Origin of the sequence: Catenulispora pinisilvae (assembly GCF_015356865.1) — a bacterium.
Classification (GTDB): domain Bacteria; phylum Actinomycetota; class Actinomycetes; order Streptomycetales; family Catenulisporaceae; genus Catenulispora; species Catenulispora pinisilvae.
Genome location: NZ_JAAFZA010000096.1, coordinates 16,142 through 36,692 on the forward strand (window position 1 = coordinate 16,142; position 20,551 = coordinate 36,692).

Consider the following 20,551-nt stretch of genomic DNA (forward strand, 5'->3'; position numbering starts at 1 on the left):
AGCTCCGGCCCAAGTCGAGGCGCCTTCCCCGGCGTCAGCCCTCGCCGCCCTCGCCGTTCCCCGCACCGATCGCGGCATCCAGCCGGGCCCGGGCTCCGTCCAGCTTCGCCTGGCAGTGCTTGGCCAGCGCCTCGCCGCGCTCCCACGCGGCCAGCGAGTCCTCCAACGTGAGCCCGCCGGTCTCCAACCGCCGGACGACGTCCATCAGCTCGTCGCGGGCCTGCTCGTAGCCGAGGTGGGACAGGTCCTGCGGCTCGGCCGCGGTGGGAGTCGTCTCGTTCGCCATGGGTTCAGGATAGTTTCCGGCTGTGACTGGTATCGACGAAGTGCGGGTGCGGCGGGCCGTGCCCGGTGACGAAGAAGAGATCCAGCGGCTGCGGCACCAGATGGCCGCCGCCGTTTTCGGAGCGACACCGCCGGCCGCCGACGAGCCGAATCACGTGGCCGCAGTGAAGAAGGTCCGCGGGTGGCTGGAGGCCGGGGACGAGGCGGGGACCGCGTGCTTCGTCATAGACGCGGCCGACGGCAACGGGCTTGCGACGGCTGGCATCGGGGCGATCGACGAACGGCTGCCGAACCAGCGGAACCCGTCAGGACGCTCCGGCTATATATACGGGATCTGTACTGACGAACGCTATAGGCGGCGCGGCTACTCACGCCTCGTCATGCAGGCGCTCATCGACTGGTACGCGGCCCTGGGCATCCCGCGGATCGAGCTCCACGCCAGCGAGTTCGGCGAAGCCCTCTATCTCGAACTCGGCTTCGCCGACCCCGTGGGCCGCGCGCTCACTCGCTGGTCTGCTCTGTAGCCTCGGCGGCCGGGACTTCGGCGAACACCTCCGAAACCGCGGCCTCCAACCGTCCCGAGGCCAGGCGGATGTCCAGCATGTCCCCCTGGCCCACTTCCTCCGCCGCCCGCACTGCGTGACCTGACGGCGCCAGGACGATCGAGTAACCGCGCTCCAGCGTCGCCATCGGAGACAGCGCACGGACCCGGGCCAGGGTGTGCCCGAGATCGTCCCCCGCGCGATCCAGCCGGTGCCCGACGCTGGAGCGGGCCCGCCGGATGAGCTCGTCGAGATCGTTGCGGCGGCCGTCGATCATCGAGTACGGCGAAGCGAGCACCGGCCGCTGCCGGAACGACGCCAGCCCCATGGCCTCGCGTTCCAGTATCCGGGCCACGGAACGCCAGGCATTGCGCCGCAATTCCGCGACCCGGTCCATCTCCTCGGCGACGTCCGGCACGACCCGCTTGGCCGCGTCGGTGGGTGTCGAGGCCCGGAAGTCGGCGACCAGGTCGAGGATCGGCGAGTCCGGTTCGTGGCCGATCGCCGAGACCACCGGGGTCTCACACTCTCCGACCGCCCTGATCAGTGCCTCGTCTGAGAACGGGAGGAGGTCTTCTACAGAGCCGCCGCCGCGGGCGATGATGATGACGTCCACCTCGGGGTCGGCGTCGAGCTGGGCCAGCGCCGGCAGGATCTGCGGGACCGCCTTAGGGCCCTGCACGTCGGTGTTCACCACCCGGAACTGCACTCCCGGCCAGCGGCGCCTGGCGTTCTCCAAGACGTCCCGTTCCGCCGCCGAGGCGCGTCCCGTAATAAGGCCGACGCAATGGGGGAGGAACGGGAGCGGCTTCTTCCGCCGCGGATCGAACAGGCCCTCCGCCTTGAGTTTCGCCTTCAGCATCTCCAGCCGCGCGAGCAGTTCCCCGAGCCCGACCTGCCGGATCTCCTCACCGCGGATGGAGAACGAGGAGCGCGGAACGTAGAAGTCCGGCTTCCCGTAGACGATGACCCGCGCACCCTCCGTGAGCGGCGGCACGACCGCCTCGAAGACCCGGCGGAAGGTGGTGACCTGCACGGACACGTCGGCGGACGGGTCCCGCAACACCAGGTACACCATCTGTGACCCGGGCCGCTTGTTGATCTGTGCCAGCTGGCCCTCGACCCAGATCGCCCCCAGCCGGGAGATCCACCCGGCCACCGCCTCGGAGACCGCGCGGACGGGGATCGGTTCTTCAGCCGAGGATTGCATCGCCATAGAGAGGAGCGTAGTCATTGGTACAGACGCGGCGCGGACGTGGCGAACTTGTGGAGAGAGCAGATCATGGGCTGCCGGGAGCCGGAGGCCGCCTACCATGGGAACCATGAACGCCTCTGCACCTGAAGACCGCCGCGTCCTTCTCGCCGCGCCTCGCGGCTACTGCGCCGGCGTGGACCGCGCGGTCGTGACCGTGGAGAAGGCGCTGGAGCTCTATGGCGCGCCGGTGTACGTCCGCAAGGAAATCGTGCACAACAAGCACGTCGTGCAGACTTTGCAGAACCGCGGCGCGGTCTTTGTAGAGGAGACCGACGAGGTACCCGAGGGTGCGACGGTGGTGTTCTCCGCGCACGGCGTGGCGCCGATCGTGCACGAGGAGGCGTCCCGGCGCGGCCTGAAGACCATCGACGCCACCTGCCCGCTGGTCACCAAGGTGCACAAGGAAGCCGTGCGGTTCGCCGAGCAGGACTACGACATCCTGCTCATCGGCCACGACGGCCATGAGGAAGTGGTCGGCACCACCGGCGAGGCGCCGGAGCACATCGTGCTGGTCGACGGCCCGGACTCGGTGGCCGGGGTGCAGGTGCGGGACCCGGCGAAGGTGGCGTGGCTGTCGCAGACCACGCTGTCGGTGGACGAGACCACCGAGACCGTGGACCGGCTGCGCGCGAAGTTCCCGCTGCTGCTGGACCCGCCGTCCGACGACATCTGCTACGCCACCCAGAACCGGCAGATCGCGGTCAAGCACATCGCCGCCGACTCGGACCTGGTCATCGTGGTCGGCTCCAAGAACTCCTCGAACTCGGTCCGCCTGGTCGAGGTGGCGCTGGAGGCCGGCGCGGGCGCCGCGCACCTGGTCGACTTCGCCTCGGAGATCAGCGAGGACTGGCTGGCCGGCGTTCGCACGGTGGGCCTGACCTCCGGCGCTTCGGTGCCGGAGGACCTGGTCGAGGGCGTGCTGGACTGGCTGGCCGAGCGCGGGTACGGGACCGTGGAGATCGTCCGCTCGGCCGAGGAGAAGCTGCTGTTCGCGCTGCCGCCGGAGCTGCGGAAGGACATGCGCGAGGGCGGCGAAGCGTAGCCGACGCGAGGGCGGCCAGGCGTAGCTAAACGCGAGGGCGGCCAGGGGCAGCCGACGCGAGGGCTGCGTAGCCGGAGAGCGGGACTACCAAGCGGCGCTCGGCGCCACGTCCCGCACCTGCGCGACCAGCGTCTGACCGCGCCGCGGGCTGCCGCCGGGGAAGTGCGGCTTACGACAGCTGCGGCAACACGGCGAGCGTTCCCCGGTGTCGTCGAAGACCCACGTCCGGTGCCGCAGCCCAAAAGCGGAACTGCGGTGCTCCTCCAGAAGCAGCGGTCTGGAGAGCTGCGTGGCGATCCAATCCGCCGCGCGCCCGGCCATCTCCTCCGGCGAGGCCTCCAGGTCCTGCACGTAGATGTAGCCCGGCGCGTCCGGGGCGTAGTCGTCCCAGATCGAGCAGTCGTCACCCCAGTAGCCGCCGAACTCCCCGTCGGCCAGCCGCAGCTGGAGGCCGAAGGGGTCGGCTTCGGGGACGGTGAGCACGGCCAGCACCGAGGGACCGGCCAGCGCCAGGGCCCAGGAGTCGAAGGCGATCACGCCGAGCGGGCCCCAGGTCAGGGCCGAGCGCCGGAGTCCGGCCAGGAAGCGGCGGCCGTAGTCGTCCAGGGCGAAACGGCCGCCGGCGTCGATCTCGAACCAGATCTCGCCGTTCATGTCCCGCCTCCCCTGCCGTCCTCGCCGACTTACCAGTCCTGGCCGTCTCGCCCGTCCTACACGTTCAGTCGTGATTGCCGCTTGGCCGTGTACCGCATGCCTACCCAGCGGATCGCGATCAGCGCCGCGGCCAACGCCGTGCCGAGGAACAGCGGCCGGGGCTTGACCGCCAGCAGCGCGCCGAGCGAGGTGGCCTGGCCGACCAGGCCGTGCCCGGCCCGCATCACCCCGAACTGCACCGCGGTCAGCAGCCCCACGCAGTACGCCAGCGGCGGGACGATGACCCCGGCCAGCAGGTCGCGCCGCCGGACCAGGGTCGCCGCGTGGAAGGACGCGGCGATGAAGACCAGGTCGAAGAACCAGTGCACGTCACCGGTCACCATCGCCTCGAGCACCGCGGCGGCCACGGTCGGGCCGGTGACCGTGAGCAGCACGCCCCAGGCGGTCAGCGCCTGCCGCTGCTGCTTCGGACGGGGCCGGGCGGGCTGTGCGGTACGGCCCCCGGCGCTGGCGCTGGCGCTGGCGGCGACGCCGGCGCCCGACCGGGCCGACCCGGGCCCCACGCGGGGCCGGGCGGTGCGAGCCGCGGTCCCGGGGCGGTCGCCCGGACGCGGCCGGGCCTGGGCCCGGCTGGGGCCCGTAGAGCGGAAGTCCAGCGGCGCGGCCATCCGCTCCCGGCGCAACGCGTCGCGATCGCGCCGGGTCTGCGGGACCCCGGCGGCCGGACGGGGCGCGAGGCGGCTGGCTCCTTCGTTCACAGATCCGAACCTACGACGCTATTGGGTGCAATTCGGGTAACGAAACGCCGCCCGCGCTCGGTGCGCAGGTCGGGGCGGTGGTCTGGTTCCGGGGCAGTGGCGTGTCGCGGGGAGTACGTATTTTGTTACTACTTGCTGGTGGCTGCGGCCGCTGCCCGGACTGGTCCGCCAAGATCGGCCAAGGTCCGCTAATCCGCCAAGGTCCGCGGCTGCGACTCCACCTGAGCCGGCACCGCCAACTCCTCGTCGACCAGGCCGAGCTCGTTGAGGCGGCGCGCGGTGACCAGGACCCGGGTCTCCAGCGAGCCCACGGACTGGTTATAGGCAGCGACCGCGGAGTTCAGCCCTTTGCCGACCCGGTCCAGGTGCCCGCTCATGGTGTTCAGCCGCGCGTAGAGCTCCCGGCCGAGTTCGAAGACCTGCCGGGCGTTCGCCGCCAACGAGTCCTGGGTCCAGGCGTAGGCGACGGTGCGGAGCAGAGCGATCAGCGTGGTCGGGGTGGCGATCACCACGCGGCGGGTGGCGGCGTACTCCAGGAGCTCGGGATCGATATCCACAGCCTGTGAAAGAAAAGCCTCGCCGGGCACGAACAGCACCACGAACTCCGGCGTCGGGCGGCCGCTGGCGCCGAGCGCGCGCCAGTACGCCTTCGACGCCAGTTGGTCCACGTGTACGCGCAGGTGTTTGGCGTGCGCCGTCAGGAACTGCTGCCGGTCGGCCTCGTCCGTGGCCTCCGCGGCGTCCAGATACGCGGCCAGCGGGGTCTTGGCGTCGACCACCACGTACTTGTCCCCGGCCAGGCGCACCACCAGGTCCGGCCGCAGCATGCCCTCCGAGCCGGTGGCGCCGTGGGAGCCGGGCAGCACGGTCTGGGTCTCGAAGTCGCAGCGGTCGACCATGCCGGCCAGCTCCACCGCGCGCCGCAGGTGCATCTCGCCCCACTGGCCGCGCACTTCCGGCCGGCGCAGTGCGGTGACCAGGGCCGCGGTCTGGGTGCCCAGGGTCCCGGCGGCGGTCCGGACGTCGTCGATCTGCTGGGCCAGCGCCGCCTGCGAGGCGGCCCGGCCGCGCTCGATCTCGCGCAGCCGGTCGTCGAGCCGGGACAGCGACTCGTTGATCGGCCGGCCCGCGGCGTCGAACTGCGAGCCGGCCAGTGCCAGCAGCCGGTCCGCGGACTGGTCCAGCGCCTGCGAGTTCATCGTCAGACGCCGGGACCGCTCCCACAGGACGCCGAGCAGCACGCCGAACGCAATACCGATCACCAGCAGCAGCACAGGCATCATGGGTCCATATTGTCCCCTGCGGCACGCTGATGCGTCGGGAGTGCGTTATGCCCTCCGTGCCTTGCGCGTCGCGACTGTCAGCACGACTCCGGCGCCGAGCAGGGCCACGGCCGCCGCGGCGTCGTCGCCCAGGCCGCTCGGCACACCGGTCATCGGCAGCATCCTGGCCACCTTCACGTCGAAGCTCCGGACCAGGACGTGGCCGTCGCCGGTCTCGATGCGCAGGGTGAAGCTGTCGGTGCCGATGAAGCCCGGATCCGGGGTGTAGGTGACGGTGCAGTTGTCGTGCGCCGTGATCTTGCCGTGCTCGGCGCCGCTGAGCAGGTCGATGTTCTTCGACGTACCCTCACACACCGGGATGACGACCGGCTGGCCGGGCGGGGTGAGGACCGGCGGCTGAGTCGGGCGCTCGCGCTCGACCGGGGGCTGGTCGAGGGCGGCCAGCCAGAACTGGTAGGCCGGGATGCCGGTCTGCACCACCGCGTAGAGCTCCAGGGTCGCCACCTCGGCGGTCGGCCGGAACCAGCCCGAGGCGCCGCTGGTGTCGGCGACGTTGCCGACCAGGTAGGCGCTGGCCGGGTCCCACTTCGGCTCGTCGGTGTCCGCCTGGCCGCCGCAGGTGCTGGGCCGCGGCGTGCCCTGGCAGAAGTTGAACGTGCCCTGGAAGCCGAGCGCGGAGGTCGGGAGCTGGTTGCCGGCGGCGTCGTACGCGGTGACCCGCACCTTCTCGGCGTCAACGTCACCGAGCGCGAAGCCCCAGGTGCTCGGCAACAGCGAGCGGTCGAAGTGCAGCACGGTGGTCGAGGGGTTCAGGCCCTTGGCCGAGCGCAGCAGGGCGTAGGGCTTGCCCTGGGAGCTGCCGAAGACCTGGGCGAAGGGGGTCGAGTCGTTGAGGAACGCGCTCTGTCCGGAGGCCTGCGACGGCGCCGTGCTGTCCGTGGTGATCTGCGTGGGCGGGAAGTTGACCGCCGGATCGGTGACGCTCTGGCCGGCGAAGTTGAAACTCGCGTAGTGCGAGTGCCCGGCGGCCAGCGCGGCCGGGGCCGTGGCGGCCAGGGCGAGCCCGGCCGCACCGCAGGCCAGGGCGGCCCTCTTGATTCCGATGCGGGTTTTCCGCACGCTGACCTCCGGCACTCGTTGCGCTGATCGCGGACGCGCCCGAGCCTGGCGTGACCGGCTCCGGCGGCGGCGGAAGCGGCGGCCGGAGCGGGGTGAGTCCCCTCGATCGGCGTAGCGCCCCGCGCGGGCTGCGATACTGGAGGGCGGGCCGCGTCCGGCCCCGCACTGCATCCCGTACGCGACGTCGATAGGACAGTTGGACAATGGCGCTCACCATCGGAATCGTCGGACTCCCGAACGTGGGCAAGTCGACCTTGTTCAACGCGCTGACCAAGAACGACGTGCTCGCCGCGAACTACCCGTTCGCCACCATCGAGGCGAACGAGGGCGTGGTCGGCGTCCCGGACCCGCGGCTGGCCAAGCTCGCCGAGCTCTACACCTCGCAGAAGGTGGTCCCGGCCACGGTGACCTTCGTCGACATCGCCGGCATCGTCCGCGGCGCCAGCGACGGCCAGGGCCTGGGCAACAAGTTCCTGGCCAACATCCGCGAGGCCGACGCGATCTGCCAGGTGATCCGGGTCTTCACCGACCCCAACGTGGTCCACGTCGACGGCAAGGTCTCCCCGGCCGACGACATCGAGACCATCAACACCGAGCTGATCCTGGCCGACCTGCAGACGATCGACAAGGCCCTGCCGCGCCTCCAGAAGGAAGCGCGGATGAAGAAGGAGACGGCCGCCACGGTCGCCGCCGTCGAGGAGGCCAAGAAGATCCTGGACTCCGGCAAGACCGCCTTCGCAGCCCGCCTGGACCCCGAGCCGCTGCGCGAACTGCACCTGCTCACCGCCAAGCCGTTCCTGTACGTCTTCAACGTCGACGAGGACGAACTCACCAACGACGCGCTGAAGGACGAGATGCGCGCCCTGGTGGCCCCGGCCGAGGCGATCTTCCTGGACGCGAAGATCGAGCACGAACTGATGGAACTCCCCGACGACGAGGCGCTGGAACTGCTGCAAGGCATGGGCCAGGACGAGTCGGGCCTGAACCAGCTGGCACGCGTCGGCTTCCAGACCCTGGGCCTCCAGACCTACCTGACAGCCGGCCCGAAGGAATCGCGGGCCTGGACGATCCGCAAGGGCGCGACCGCCCCCGAGGCCGCCGGCGTGATCCACAGCGACTTCCAGCGCGGCTTCATCAAGGCCGAGATCGTGTCGTTCGACGACCTCATCGACTGCGGCTCGGTGGCCGAGGCGCGGTCGCGGGGGAAGGCGCGGATCGAGGGGAAGGAGTATGTGATGGCTGACGGGGATGTGGTGGACTTCCGGTCCAACGTGTAGTCCAACGTGTAGCGGATTACGCCTACCCGCGAGCCTCTTCCACCTCGTCGAGTGACTCAGGTGTCGTAGACGGTGGAGCGATGCCCTACGCGTACGACCCACACCACCAGCTCGCCGTTGTCGACGGTATAGACGATCCGGACGACGGCTGCGACTCCGTTGTCGTGTCGGGTGATGGCGGTGGGTGTGTCGGCACGATGGGCGCGCGTCATGCGTTTATAGGTGCCAAATATTCCATATGCACACAAGGCGCGGTGGGGTGGCCGCCGTTGACAGCGACGGCCACCCGAGCTCGTAAGCAGCGCCGCCTACTCCGGAATGCTCGCCGGGTCAGTAGCCATCGTGAATCCCGCCGGCCCGGACAGTGTGTCCCCGAGCTGCGCGTCGACCGTGGACGAGAGGGCGTCGGGGCCGCCGAAGACCAGGGCGCTGTCGACAGCGCCGGCGTTAGCGGAGACCCACTGTTGTTCCTCGGGGCTCAGGCCGGTCTTGGGGTTCACCAGGAGCATCGGGCCCGGCAGGTTCGACATCGCCGCGCCGCCGGCCAGGGAGTCCGGCCAGTTGGTGGCGGTGGCCACGCCGAGGTAGACGCGGCCGGGGTTGGTGGGGGTGGCGCCGAAGAATTCGCGGGCGACCAGGAATGAGGTCTCGTAGCGGTCGGTGCCGGACAGCGGGACGGTTTTGGCGCCGGCGGGTCCGTGCGGCCACAGCTTCGCGGTCGCGGCCCTGGCCTGGCCGCCGACCGCGTAGAAGGTTGCGGGGCCGGCGCTGGTCGGGGTCGCCGCCGACTTCAGGAACGCCGCGGTGGCAGCGGGCATCGCCTGGTCGTCGGTGAGCAGGATCGGGTCGCCGGTCGCGCTGGCCGACAGGGCGTCGGCGAAGTTCTCGCCGGTGGCGACCACGAACTTCCTGTCGTACGGGTGCACCGCGAGGTCGGCCCGGGCGATGTCCACGGCGGTCGCGAAGCGGTCCGGGCCGCCGAGGCGGCGCACGGGGTAGCCGAGGGCGGCTACGGCCTTCTCGACGGCCGGGGAGAGCGCCTGCGGGCCGCCGAGGAGGGTGATGACCGGGACGTCGGTGCCCTGCGCCGGTCCCAGGACCCTGACGATCTCGGCCCGGACCGCCGCGTCGAGCGTGGTCGACGGGGTCAGCAGCAGCGGGGCGTTCTTGGCCAGGACGCTGCCGGCCAGGGCGTCGGCGTACTGGTCGGAGCGGGCCAGCAGGAGACCTGACGGGCCGCTGGTGGGCGTGCCCGGGTCGGGGAACTCGGCCTGGGAGACGGCGATCGCGGTGCCGACCCGGTCCGGGCCGGCCAGCCGGGTCACGTGGGTGACGGCCTCCGGCCGGTAGGCGGGGACGCCGGGGTGGGTCGACTCGATCGTCGCGGCGCCGCCGGTCACCGGGATCGACTCGACGTCCTTCGGGGCGTCCGGGGCACCGTTGCGGATGTCCAGCGCCTCATAGGTGATCTTGTCGCCGTCCGGCGAGAAGGTCGGATGCTGCTTGTGCACGCTGATGTCGGTGGTGAGGATCCTCGGCTGCGAGGGCTTGAACGGGTCGCTCACGTCCACCACGGCGATCTGCTCGTCCGGGGTGAGGAAGGCCACTGTCCTGCCGTCCGGGCTGACCGTGGGCTGTGTCCCGTCGGCGATCTTGTACTGCTGGCCCGGCGAAGCGTTGAGCAGGGACCGGATCTCCGGTGTCGATCCGCCGGCCGGGGTCTCCTGGAAGACGTAGTTCGGGATGATGTTCCGGCCCGGGGCGGTCCCGTCCGGGATGTACACCGCGTCCGGGGCCGAGTACGACCCGCCGTCGTTCATGTCCCACGCGTCGACGACCACCGAGCCGTCGCCGCCGCCGGAGGCGCTGTTCCCGTAGCCGTCGGTCTTGGCGACCTTGATCGCGCCGGTGTGGCCGCCGACCGACTCGGCGAACGCGACGCCGAGGCCGTCGCTGCTCCAGGTCGGGCTGGAGATGACGATGCCCGGCCCGCCGTGCGCCAGGACCCGCGTCCCGGTCCCGTCCGGCAGCGCGGAGACCAGGTCCCCGGCGCCGTCCACGAAGGCCAGCCGGCTCCCGTCGGGCGCCCAGGTCGCGTCGGTGACGGTGCTCGGGAAGGTGACGGGCCGGCCGGCGACCAGCACGGTCGAGGTGCCGTCGCTGATCGTCAGCATGTTGCCGGCCGGGCCGGGGTTGACGGCGTGCGCGCTGGGCGCGGCCAGTGCGAAGGCCGGCAGCAGCGCGGACGAGAGGATTGCGGACAGCGTGAGTGAACGCCGTCGTGGGTGCTTTGGCACGGACTCTCCCCAAGAACCATGGATCGTCCCGCAAATCGGGACTCGAATCGTGGGACCAGCGAGCCCTGATAAAGGTTGCCCTCAGCTTCGCCCGGCCGACCGGTGGTCCATCGCGGGCCCGAGCGTGGCGATGCCGACGATGGCGGCGGCCCCCGCGCCGAGTGCGCTCCACCACAGGAACGCCGGGCCGATGAGGGTGTAGACGGTGGTGCCGGCGGTGAGGGCCAGGAAGCGCGCCACGCCCCAGGTCCAGCTGAACGCGCCCTGGTAGCGGCCGCGGGCGTGGGCGGGTGCGAGGTCGGCGATGAGGGCGCCGGGGATGCCGCCGACGGCGACCTCGCCGAGGGACCACACGACGACGGTGGCCGCGTACATGGCCGGGCTGTGCGCGATGCCGGTGAGGGCGATGCCCAGCGCTATCAGAGTGCTGGCAACGAGGTAGACGGGAGTGCGGGAGAACCGGGCGAGGAACGTGGTGGCGACGGGCTGGAGCGCCACGATCAGGCCGGCGTTGACGACGGCGACCAGGCCCATGACGGAGGGCGAGAGGCCGTCGGTGCGGATGGCCAGGGGGAGTGCGCTCTCGGTGAGGGAGTAGATGAAGAGCTGGACGCCGAGCAGCGGGAGGAGCTTGCGGACCAGGCGGTCGCGGAGGACGACGCCGTAGCCGGAGCTGGAAGAAGTGGAGGAGGAATCCTCCGACGCGGTTGCCGCGACGGCGTCGGCCTCCGAGGCGGCATCAGCCTGCTGAGAAGCCTGGCCGGGCAGCAGCACCGCCACGATCACCGCATACCCCACCGAAGTCCCCGCATCGATAGCGAACAGCATCCAATACCCATGCGCCGCGAGATACCCGCCCAACACCCCCGCGACCGCCGTCCCGATGTTCACCGCCCACCCGATCAGCGCGAACGCCTCGCGCCGCTGCTCCGGCCCCACACTGTCGGCCAGTGTCGCCGACGCGGCCGGTGACACCATCGTCGCCGTCGCGCTCAGCGTGATCGCGGCCAGGGCCATGGTCGCCACGTTCGGCGCGGCGAACAGCGCCCCCTGTGCGGCGGCCGTGCCGAGCAGGCCGGTCAGCATCGTCAGCTTGCGGCTGCCGCGGTCGGCGAGCCAGCCGCCGACCGCCGGGCCGACCAGGTTGCCGGCGCCGAGCGCGCCGAGGACGTAAGGGGTCTGCGACGAGGGGATGCCGCGCGAGCCGAGGAAGAACACCAGGAAGGGGCCGACCAGGAAGCCGATCCGGTTGACGACGGTGCCGGCGAACACGATCCAGATCGCCCGGGGGAAGCCGGTGAAGGCGGACAGCGGATTGCCGGGGCGTCCCGGGCGGGAGCGCCGGGCGGCCGGCTCGCCGCACTCCGCGGGGCGGATGCTCGTGGTGGTCATGGTGCTCACAGTGGCGGCGCGCCGCGATCATGCGACAATGATTCGGTCTCGCCCGAATCGAGGGGCGGGGGGTGGCGGGTCGGGGAGGGGAACGCTGTGTCTGCTTCGTTGTCGTTCACCGCGGAGGAGCTGGCGCAGGTGCGCTTCGCCGGCTCCCCGATGTGGGAGGTGCTCACCAGTTTCCGGGTCCTGAGCAGGCCCGGACTGTATCCGGTCCACGGTCCGTGGTTCGACCAGGTGCGGCCCCGGCTGGCCGCCGCCGGATTGCTCACCGGACATCTTTCCGCGCTATTCCAAGCGCCTGCTTATGTTCCCGACTTTCTTACTCCCGCGCCGGCGACGTCGGCACCGACTCTGGAGGATGAGCTCGCGGCCATTCAGGCGACGACGGACGAACACCTCTTTGCGGATCTCGAGCTGTATGCGGAAAAGGTTCCGAACGGCGTTATCCCGCCATTCGCCGAGCGGCTGCGCGGTCATCGGGATCAGTCGTTGGCTGAGCTCGCCAAGGAGATCGAGCACTACTTCCAGATAGCGCTCGCACCGTATTGGTCCCGTATTAGAGGCCTGCTTGAGGCGGACATCTACCACCGCGCCCGGCAGGTCGCCGAGCACGGCGCCGCCCGGCTGTTCAACGAGCTGCATCCGGACGTGAGCTGGAACAGCGGGACTCTCAGGATGCTGCATCGCCAGCGGGTGCTGTGCCGCGACGACAATGCCCCGGGTCTGGTCCTGGTGCCGTCGGCCTTCGCCTGGAACAAGATTCTCACCAGGGCGGCGACCGGGGACGTGCCACAGCTCTGCTATGGCGCGCGCGGGGTGGGCACGCTGTTCGCCCGCAGTGCCCCGGAGCCGTCGGACGCGGTGGCCGCCGTCATCGGGCGCTCGCGGGCCTTGTTGCTGGCCGAACTTGAGGCTCCGGCCTCCACCACCGAACTCGCCGCGCGCACCGGGATGTCGGCCGGCGGAGTGTCCGAGCACCTGACCGCATTGCGCGGCGCGGGCATGGTTTCCGCACATCGCGCGGGGCGTTCAGTCCTATATGCGCGCACCTCTGTCGCCGACTCACTGCTGGCGGCAGCGGTTTGACAGGGTGTCCAACAAAGGACCGGTGATCGGGGGAATTCGCAGAAAGGTTTGACGCGCCCCTGGCGCGCCGGTGGCGTCAGGTGCTTCAGTATTTGGCGGGGAGAGAACGGAGCGCTGTCAGCCTTTAGCTGAACGGAGTCATGGCGATGCCGCGATCACGCCGTAAGTTCGACATCGACGAGTTCGTCCGCGAGTGCCTACAGGCCTGGGAGGCCGAGGGTGCCGACGCGGTGAAGGATGTGCTGGACCGGACACTCGGGCGCGGGTGCGCGCCGGTGCGAGAGTGTTTCGGCGACCCGCGCGATGCTCACCTACAGGTCCTGTACCCGGGGCCGGAGCTGGTCATCGAGAACATGGTGTGGGCGCCGGGGATGTCGTACCCCGCGCACAACCACAACACGCCGGTGATGACCGGCGTGTACGCCGGGCTGGAGGTCAACGACTTCTACCACCAGACGCGCTCCCGCAAGGGTGGGCGGTTACAGCGGACCGCGACGGTCGACATCAACGAGGGGGAGGCGGTCCTGATGGCGCACGACGCGATCCATCGGATAGCCAATCCCAACCGGCGGACGTTCACCGGCGCGTTCCACATATACATGGGCGACTATCTCCACTCGTCGCGTTCGATCTGGTACCCGGACGAGGGGTCGCCGGAGGCGGAGGCCTCGTTCGCCCTGACGAAGGACATCTTCGCCGCGGCGAACCGGGATCTGGCGGCGGCCAGGGCCGCCGACGGGGCCGTGCTGACGGGCACCGGTGCCGGTCCCGCGCCGACGGGAGCCGGTCCGGTACCGACGGGGCCGGGCTCGGCGTCCGGTCCGCCCTCGGGCCCGTCGGCCGGACACACGCACTCGGTGACGCATTCGGCGCCGCACGCGCCGGGGCGGGGCCCGTCACGGCGGGTACCCCGCTCCTCGATGCGTTCGTCGGGGGAGCAGGGGTAGCCGAGCCGGCAGGGGTAGCCGAGCCGGCCGGAAAGTGAGAACACGAAGGCCCCCAGCACATCCCTCGAGTGCTGGGAGCCTTCGTAAGGCGGCTGGAAGCCGCCGCTCTAGTCGGCCGCGGTCACCCGAACCGGCCGGTGATGTAGTCCTCCGTGGCCTTCTCCGTCGGGTTGGCGAAGATGCGGGAGGTCTCGTCGATCTCGATCAGCCGGCCGGGGGTGCCGGTACCGCTGATGTTGAAGAACGCCGTGCGGTCCGAGACCCGGGCCGCCTGCTGCATGTTGTGGGTCACGATGACGATCGTGTACTCCGACTTCAGCTGGCTGATCAGGTCCTCGATCGCGGTGGTGGAGATCGGGTCCAGGGCCGAGCAGGGCTCGTCCATGAGCAGCACGTCCGGGCTCACCGCGATGGCCCGGGCGATGCACAGCCGCTGCTGCTGACCGCCGGACAGGCCCGCTCCGGGCTTCTTGAGCCGGTTCTCGACTTCCTTCCAGAGGTTGGCGCCCTTCAGCGACTGCTCGACGATGTCGTCCAGTTCGCCGCGCTTCTTCAGGCCCCCCAGCCGGAGCCCGGCCGCCACGTTGTCGTAGATGCTCATCGTCGGGAACGGGTTCGGGCGCTGGAACACCATGCCGACGTGCCGGCGCACGGCCACCGGGTCCACCCCGGAGCCGTACAGGTCCACGTCGTCCAGGGTGACCTTGCCCTCGACCCGCGCGCCCGGGATCACCTCGTGCATCCGGTTCAGGGTGCGCAGGAAGGTGGACTTGCCGCAGCCGGACGGGCCGATGAAGGCCGTCACGGTGCGCGGCTCGATGGTCATCGAGATGTCCTCGATGGCACGGGTCGGGCCGTAGTAGGCGGACAGGCCCGCGACGTCAATGCGCTTCGCCATTTTCGTTATCTCCTAGGCCCGGCCGGGCTTCTTCCACCAGGCGATCAGCCTGGCGATGATGTTCAGCACCATGATGATGACGATCAGCAGGAAGGCCGCGGCCCACGTGCGATCGTTGGAGGCGTGCTCCGGTGAGGCGTACGTGTTGTAGATCACCGTCGGCAGCGTGGCCTGCCCCTGGTCGCTGCTGAAGGGGTTCACGTTGATGTTCTGGATGTACCCGACCACCAGCAGGATCGGGGCCGTCTCGCCCATCACCCGGGCCACGCCCAGCATCACGCCGGTGACGATGCCCGGCAGCGCGGTCGGGATCACGATCTTCGTGATCGTCTTCCACTTCGGCACGCCCAGGGCGTAGGAGGCCTCGCGCAGCGAGTCCGGCACCAGCTTCAGCATCTCCTCGCTGGAGCGGATCACCACCGGCAGCATCAAGATGGTCAGCGCCAGCGCCCCGGCGAAGCCGTTGGCGTGCTGGCCCAGGCCCAGGATCCACATCGACAGGATGAACAGGCCGGCGACGATCGAGGGCAGGCCCATCATCACGTCCACGAAGAACGTGACCGCCGTGGCCAGCACCCCGCGGCCGTACTCGACCAGGTACACCGCGACCAGGATGCCGATCGGCACCGCGATCAGCGTGGCCAGGCCGGACTGCTCCAGGGTGCCGATGATGGCGTGGTAGACGCCGCCGCCGAACTGGGAGTCGTCGATGTTGCGCAGCGAGTGGGTCAGGAACGACGGGCTCATGGCGTGCCGGCCGTTGTTGACCACCAGCCACAGGATCGAGATCAGCGGCAGCAGCGCCAGCACGAACGTGCCGACCGTCATCCCGCCGGCCAAGCTGCTGCGGATCCGGCGCGGCAGCGAGGGCGAGACCAGCATGCTGTCGCCCACCGCGCCGTGTGCGGCGCGGTGCGGACGGGCCCGGCCGGCCGTGTCGTCCGCGGCCACCTCCTGCGGCTCGTCGCGGGCCTCCAGGGTCCCCTCACGGTCCGGCACGTCGGCGGCGTTGGCGTCGTAGGAGGACTCCATGTGCGCCGCTGCCCGCCGGCCGGGGCGGAACACCGAGAGCAGGCTCCAGCGCTCGTCCTTGGGGATGTCCGCGCGGCCGGTGATGCGCCGCGCCAGCAGGTTCACCAGGAAGGTCACCACGAACAGCACCAGGCCGGAGGCGATCAGCGCGCCCTGGCCGATCTTGAACGCCGACCCGAACTGCAGCGCGATGTTCGCCGCGATGGTGTTGCCGCCGGACTGGAGCCACTTGGTGACGAAGTTGTAGGTGGTGGACAGCACCATGGCGACCGCGACGGTCTCACCGAGCGCGCGGCCGAAGCCGAGCACGATCGCCGAGCCCACGCCCCGGCGGCCGTAGGGCAGCACCGCGAGCCTGATCATCTCCCAGCGGGTGGCTCCCAGCGCGTAGGCCGCCTCGACCTGCTCGCGCGGGGTCTGCAGGAAGATCTCCCGGGAGATCGCGGCGATGATCGGCAGGATCATGATGGACAGGATCACGCCGGCGGTGAACACCGAGCGGCCCAGCGGGCCGTTGGTGTCGAACAGCGGGATCCAGCCCAGGACGTCGCCGACCACCTGGGAGGCGCCCTGCATGTGCGGCACCAGGAACAGGATGCCCCACAGGCCGTAGATGATCGAGGGCACCGCGGCCAGCAGGTCGATGATGTAGCCCAGGACCTGGGCCAGCCGGCGGGGGGCGTACTGGCTGATGAACAATGCGACGCCGATCGCCACCGGGGCGGCGATCACGATCGCGATCACCGAGGTGACCAGGGTGCCCCAGGCCAGCGAACCGATGCCGAACTTGGCCGGGGTGTCGTCCGGGGCCCACTGGCCGGTGTAGGTCGCCACGTTCGCGTGGTTGGCGTTCAGCGCGCCCGTGGCCCGGAACACCAGGAAGCCGGCGATCGCCGCCATCAGCAGCAGCAGGAAGATCGCGGCGGCGCGGACCACGCCGGAGAAGACCAGATCCCCCCGGCGCGGGCCGGAGGTCAGGGTTTGGGCGGAGCCCCCGCCGCCGCGCGGTGCGGGCCGGGTGGCGGTCGGCGCTATGCCGCTCATTCGGGTCCTGCCTCGTCGCTCGGGCGCCCAACGGATACAGCTGGGCCCGGAAGGTATGCGTTCACTGCGGGTTTCGATTCCGTTAGACCAAAACGGACAAGCCGGGACGGCCGACCGGCGGCGTTCCGGCGCCGACACGCCGGAGCCGGCCGGTCAGTACCGGGGGCTCCGACGTGTCGCATTTCCTGGCTCGGTTTCCGTTGTGGCCGCTTAGCTCAGGCCGCTGTAGATCGCGGCGACCGCGCTCTGCTGGCTGGAGGACAGCGAGACGTAGCCCAGGTTCGGCAGCTGCGACTGGGCGTCGCTGCTGGACAGGTAGTTCAGGAAGCCCTTGAGCTCGGGCAGCTTGGCGCTCTCGTTGCCGCTGGAGCAGACGATCTCGTAGGTCACCAGGACCGCCGGGTAGGCGTCGTCGGCGGCGTACGTGTAGTCGAAGTTGAACACGTAGTTGCCGCCGGAGGTGTCCACCTTCGCCTGGTTCAGGAAGTTCGCCGCGTTCGGGACGGTCAGCGGGACGAACTTGCCGGCCGCGTTGCCGATGTTGGCGGTGTTCAGGTGGTTCGAGGTGGCGTAGGAGACCTCGGCGTAGCCGATGGCGCCGGCGGTCGACTGCACGGCCTGGGCGACGCCCTTGGAGCCCTGCTGGCCCTGGCCGCCGCTGCCCGGCCACTGCTTGTTGGCCGCGGTCGGGAAGTCGGTCGGGGCGGTCTTGTTCAGGTAGTTCGAGAAGTTGTACGAGGTACCCGAGCCGTCCGAGCGGTGGAAGGTCTGGATGGTCAGGTCCGGCAGCGTCACGCCCGGGTTGTCGGTCTGGATCGCCGCGTCGTTCCACTTGGTGATCTTGCTGTTGAAGATCTTGCCCAGGGTGGAGGCCGACAGGTTCAGCTTGCTGACGTTCGGGATGTTGTACATCACCGCGATGACGCCGGGGACGGTGCCCACCGACAGCGCCTTGCCGCTGCCGCAGCGCTGGTCGGCCTGCGGCTGCTGGGAGGCGGCCAGTGGGTAGTCCGAGCCGGCGAAGTCGGCCTGCTTCTGGGTGAACGCCGTCACGCCCGGGCCGGAGCCGGTGCCGTTGTAGCTGATGTTCGTGCTGTTGCCGCACTTGGTCTGGTAGTTCTTGATGAACGTGTTGATCGCCTGCTGCTGGGCGGTCGAGCCCTGGGCGGAGAGCGTGCCGTTGGCGCAGGTGATGGCGCTGCTGGAACCGGACGACGAAGAGCCGGTGCTGCTGCCACCGGCCGCCGAGGAGGTGGACGAGGAGCCGCCCGAGCTCGACGACGAGGAGTTGTTATCGGAACCACAAGCCGTCAGACCGGCCATGGCGAGAGCCAGAACTCCGGCGCCGACCGCGGCACTGCGCCCATTAACACCAGCGTGGATCTTCACCGGGGAAGTCCCTTCGAATCATCGGAAGTCTTTTGCATGCGCTGTCACGACGAAGCTAGGGAGGCCAGGTGAATCGATGGACGGGTGAAGGTGAACGCGGGGTGAACGGTCTCGGGCCGTCGCGCGCGGGAAGCCCTGATCAGAGCGGGTAAAAGTGCCGACGCGACGGGTTCGGCGGCCACTTCGCCCGAACGGGGGGTTGACCGCGCCGCCGATCTGGTGCGCACCGTGTCCGGACGTTGACCAAAAGGGTTCACGTCCGCAGTCTGTCGACCGCCACGACACTCCCGTCCCTTCCGTGCAGCACCCACGCCTCGGCCGGCGCCAGCGCCCGGCGGCCGGAGTGCACCGCCTGTCCCAGCGGGCTCTCGGCCAGCAGCCCGGGCAGCACCGGACGGTGGGTGCAGGCCACGGTCGGGTGCCCGGCTTTGAGCGCCTGGCGCAGCCAGGCGCGCCCGGCGTCCGGATCGGAGCCCTCGCCGAGCACCGGCTCCAGGACCAGCTCGGCTCCGGCGGCCCGGGCGGTCGGCCGCAGCGTCGCGACGCACCGCGCGTACGGCGAGGCGGTCAGCGCCGCGTCCCCGTAGGCGCTCAGCACCGGGATCAGCGCCTCGGCCTGGTCCCGGCCGTCCCCGGTCAGCGGCCGGTCCCGCTCCTCGCCGTCCCAGCGCTTGCGCGGCACCGATTCGGCGTGCCGTAACAGGATCACCGGAACGGTGTCGACCGGCGCCGCGGTGAACGCCTGGAGCAGGTCGCGGTCGGTCTGCCGGGTCAGTTGGGCCATCGCCCGCGGCACCGGCAGCCAGTCCAGCCGGTCCACCTCGGAGTTGGGCTGGAACTCGGCGTCCACGGCGGCCTGCGCGGCCCAGTACTTCACCCGCTTCATGCGGGCCGGACCGCCGAAGGACACGTCGTAGACCTGGGTCGGCAGCCGCCGGCCCAGGACCACCGGGTAGCCGGTCTCCTCCCGCACCTCGCGCAGCGCGGCCTGCACATAGTTCTCGCCGGCGTCGAGCTTGCCCTTCGGGAACGACCAGTCGTCGTAGCGCGGCCGGTGGATCAGCGCCACCTCCGGCCCGGTGCGGCCGGGGCGCCACAGGACGCAGCCGGCAGCCCGGACCCGGATCGGCGCGGCCTGCTCGGCTTCGGCGTTCATGCGTGCCCGGACCTCTCTCGAACCGGCAACGGCGCGGTGCTCCGGGCGCGGAGCACGGCCAGACGTTGTTCTTCGTGCAGTCTTCCCAGTACATATCCGGTCGTGGCGGCGATGCGCGGCGTGTCGGCCGCCCGATGGACGCAGGCCGCGGCCAGCACCGCGTCCCGCTGCCCGGCCAGCGCCTCGACCAGCGCGGTCAGCCGGGCCAGCAGGTCGGCCGGCGCCTCGCCGGCGATCAGGGCGGCGGCCGGGCGGCACAGCTCGGCGATGTGCAGCGCGGCCAGCGCGGCGTCCTCGGCGGCCAGCCAGGCGGCGTCCCCGTCGGCGTCCTCGGCGGCCAGGGGCTCGGGCAGGTCCTCGATCCGGCGCGCGAACTCCTCGTAGGCGTTCTCGGCCAACTCCGGGAGCACCGCCCGGGCCGGCCGTTCGGCCGCCGGGGTCAGCGGCACGTCCCGGGCCAGCGTGGCCATCCGGTCGGCCAGCGCGTGGAAGGCCGGGCCGACCAGCGCCGCGGTGGCCTGGCTGTGCGCGGCCGAGCGTTCCCGGTCCAGCATCCGGGTCAGCAGGGTGCGGGTGCGGGCCGCGCCGCCGTCGGGATAGCGGCCCTGCTCGATCCACAGATCCAGCGGGGCCAGCAGCCGCGGCCGCACGGCGTCGGTGTCCCGTTCGGTGCCGAGCACCACCGCGGTGGTCTCCAGTTCCCGGCCCAACTCCTCGGCCCAGACCGCGTCGACCAACCCCCGGCAGGCGGTCAGTGCCGTGCCCACCCGCAGGCAGGCGGTGCGCAGCCGCACCGCCGCCGACTGCTGCACCGGTAGCGCGCTGTGCGTCAGGAAGGCGCGTGACTGCTCGGCGAGGTACCCCCGCACCGCCAGTCCCGCCGGTCCGTCGGGCGTCGCCGCCCCGAATCCGGCCATCGCGCGCTGAGTCGCTGCATCCATGTGTCCGCCACTGCCCCCACGACGTGCGTCAGGCCTCTGCCTGACGGTTCGGTTCCGCCGTTGCCCGGATGGCGGCACTGTTCTTCTGATCGGCATGGTTTTTCCGATCGGCGCTGTTCTTCCCAACCCCGCATCGCGGACCGCCCGGCAG

At 70.7% G+C, this 20,551-nt stretch carries 18 protein-coding genes and 1 pseudogene; 5 read left to right on the plus strand and 14 right to left on the minus strand.

What is annotated here, in order from left to right; translation table 11 throughout:
• Positions 1-34 precede the first annotated feature (34 nt).
• On the minus strand, positions 35-286 hold the full coding sequence (locus IZR01_RS24885; protein WP_194895262.1) for an exodeoxyribonuclease VII small subunit: 252 nt from the start codon (positions 284-286) through the stop codon (positions 35-37).
• A 22-nt stretch (positions 287-308) separates the two neighbouring features.
• Here IZR01_RS24885 and IZR01_RS24890 point away from each other — a divergent pair, with 22 nt between their 5' ends.
• Complete coding sequence (locus IZR01_RS24890; RefSeq protein WP_194895263.1) at positions 309-809, plus strand: GNAT family N-acetyltransferase; 501 nt, start codon at positions 309-311, stop codon at positions 807-809.
• Here the strand turns inward: IZR01_RS24890 and xseA are convergent.
• On the minus strand, positions 787-2,043 hold the full coding sequence (xseA, locus tag IZR01_RS24895; RefSeq protein ID WP_194895264.1) for an exodeoxyribonuclease VII large subunit: 1,257 nt from the start codon (positions 2,041-2,043) through the stop codon (positions 787-789). The genes IZR01_RS24890 and xseA overlap by 23 nt on opposite strands.
• A gap of 97 nt (positions 2,044-2,140) precedes the next feature.
• Here xseA and IZR01_RS24900 point away from each other — a divergent pair, with 97 nt between their 5' ends.
• On the plus strand, positions 2,141-3,124 hold the full coding sequence (locus IZR01_RS24900) for a 4-hydroxy-3-methylbut-2-enyl diphosphate reductase (RefSeq protein WP_194895265.1): 984 nt from the start codon (positions 2,141-2,143) through the stop codon (positions 3,122-3,124).
• A gap of 84 nt (positions 3,125-3,208) precedes the next feature.
• Here the strand turns inward: IZR01_RS24900 and IZR01_RS24905 are convergent, their stop codons facing one another.
• The 4 genes from IZR01_RS24905 to IZR01_RS24920 form a co-directional block, all read right to left on the minus strand.
• Positions 3,209-3,778, minus strand: a complete 570-nt coding sequence (locus IZR01_RS24905; protein WP_194925260.1) for a hypothetical protein — start codon at positions 3,776-3,778, stop codon at positions 3,209-3,211.
• 56 nt (positions 3,779-3,834) lie between these two features.
• A complete protein-coding gene (locus IZR01_RS24910; protein ID WP_194925261.1) occupies positions 3,835-4,536 on the minus strand; it encodes a DUF6542 domain-containing protein in 702 nt (233 codons plus the stop codon).
• Positions 4,537-4,724: 188 nt separating this feature from the next.
• Positions 4,725-5,819, minus strand: coding sequence for a DNA recombination protein RmuC (locus tag IZR01_RS24915; protein WP_228560166.1), 1,095 nt, complete (start codon positions 5,817-5,819; stop codon positions 4,725-4,727).
• Between the two features lie 45 nt (positions 5,820-5,864).
• Positions 5,865-6,938: an Ig-like domain-containing protein gene (locus IZR01_RS24920; RefSeq protein ID WP_194895268.1), complete on the minus strand. Its 1,074-nt coding sequence runs from the start codon at positions 6,936-6,938 to the stop codon at positions 5,865-5,867.
• 203 nt (positions 6,939-7,141) lie between these two features.
• On the opposite strand from IZR01_RS24920, the gene ychF reads away from it, so the two are divergent.
• Positions 7,142-8,215: a redox-regulated ATPase YchF gene (gene ychF / locus IZR01_RS24925; protein ID WP_194895269.1), complete on the plus strand. Its 1,074-nt coding sequence runs from the start codon at positions 7,142-7,144 to the stop codon at positions 8,213-8,215.
• 56 nt (positions 8,216-8,271) lie between these two features.
• Here the strand turns inward: ychF and IZR01_RS54370 are convergent.
• The 3 genes and pseudogenes from IZR01_RS54370 to IZR01_RS24940 all read right to left on the minus strand — a co-directional run.
• Positions 8,272-8,355, minus strand: a pseudogene (locus IZR01_RS54370) (type II toxin-antitoxin system RelE family toxin); the annotation flags it as partial.
• A 168-nt stretch (positions 8,356-8,523) separates the two neighbouring features.
• A complete protein-coding gene (locus tag IZR01_RS24935; protein ID WP_194925263.1) occupies positions 8,524-10,512 on the minus strand; it encodes a cell wall-binding repeat-containing protein in 1,989 nt (662 codons plus the stop codon).
• 81 nt (positions 10,513-10,593) lie between these two features.
• Positions 10,594-11,904, minus strand: coding sequence for an MFS transporter (locus IZR01_RS24940; RefSeq protein ID WP_194925264.1), 1,311 nt, complete (start codon positions 11,902-11,904; stop codon positions 10,594-10,596).
• 108 nt (positions 11,905-12,012) lie between these two features.
• Between IZR01_RS24940 and IZR01_RS24945 the strand changes: the two genes are divergently transcribed.
• Together IZR01_RS24945 and IZR01_RS24950 are read left to right on the plus strand one after the other, a co-directional pair.
• Positions 12,013-12,993, plus strand: coding sequence for an ArsR/SmtB family transcription factor (locus IZR01_RS24945; RefSeq protein ID WP_228560168.1), 981 nt, complete (start codon positions 12,013-12,015; stop codon positions 12,991-12,993).
• A gap of 146 nt (positions 12,994-13,139) precedes the next feature.
• Positions 13,140-13,940, plus strand: coding sequence for a hypothetical protein (locus IZR01_RS24950; protein WP_194894834.1), 801 nt, complete (start codon positions 13,140-13,142; stop codon positions 13,938-13,940).
• A 121-nt stretch (positions 13,941-14,061) separates the two neighbouring features.
• Here the strand turns inward: IZR01_RS24950 and pstB are convergent, their stop codons facing one another.
• From pstB to IZR01_RS24980, 5 genes are all read right to left on the minus strand, one after another.
• Positions 14,062-14,838 carry a phosphate ABC transporter ATP-binding protein PstB gene (pstB, locus tag IZR01_RS24955; RefSeq protein ID WP_194894835.1) on the minus strand — a complete coding sequence of 259 codons (777 nt, stop codon included), beginning with the start codon at positions 14,836-14,838 and terminating at the stop codon, positions 14,062-14,064.
• A gap of 12 nt (positions 14,839-14,850) precedes the next feature.
• Positions 14,851-16,914, minus strand: a complete 2,064-nt coding sequence (gene pstC / locus IZR01_RS54810) for a phosphate ABC transporter permease subunit PstC (RefSeq protein ID WP_228560170.1) — start codon at positions 16,912-16,914, stop codon at positions 14,851-14,853.
• A 210-nt stretch (positions 16,915-17,124) separates the two neighbouring features.
• Entirely contained in the window at positions 17,125-18,303 is a 1,179-nt protein-coding gene (gene pstS, locus IZR01_RS24970) for a phosphate ABC transporter substrate-binding protein PstS (protein ID WP_323746350.1), read from the minus strand.
• Positions 18,304-18,556: 253 nt separating this feature from the next.
• Positions 18,557-19,459 (minus strand): NUDIX hydrolase, encoded by a 903-nt coding sequence (locus IZR01_RS24975; RefSeq protein WP_194894836.1) that lies wholly within the window; start codon positions 19,457-19,459, stop codon positions 18,557-18,559.
• Entirely contained in the window at positions 19,456-20,400 is a 945-nt protein-coding gene (locus tag IZR01_RS24980) for a CHAD domain-containing protein (protein WP_194894837.1), read from the minus strand. Before IZR01_RS24980 ends, IZR01_RS24975 begins: the two co-directional genes overlap by 4 nt.
• Between the last annotated feature and the right edge of the window lie 151 nt (positions 20,401-20,551).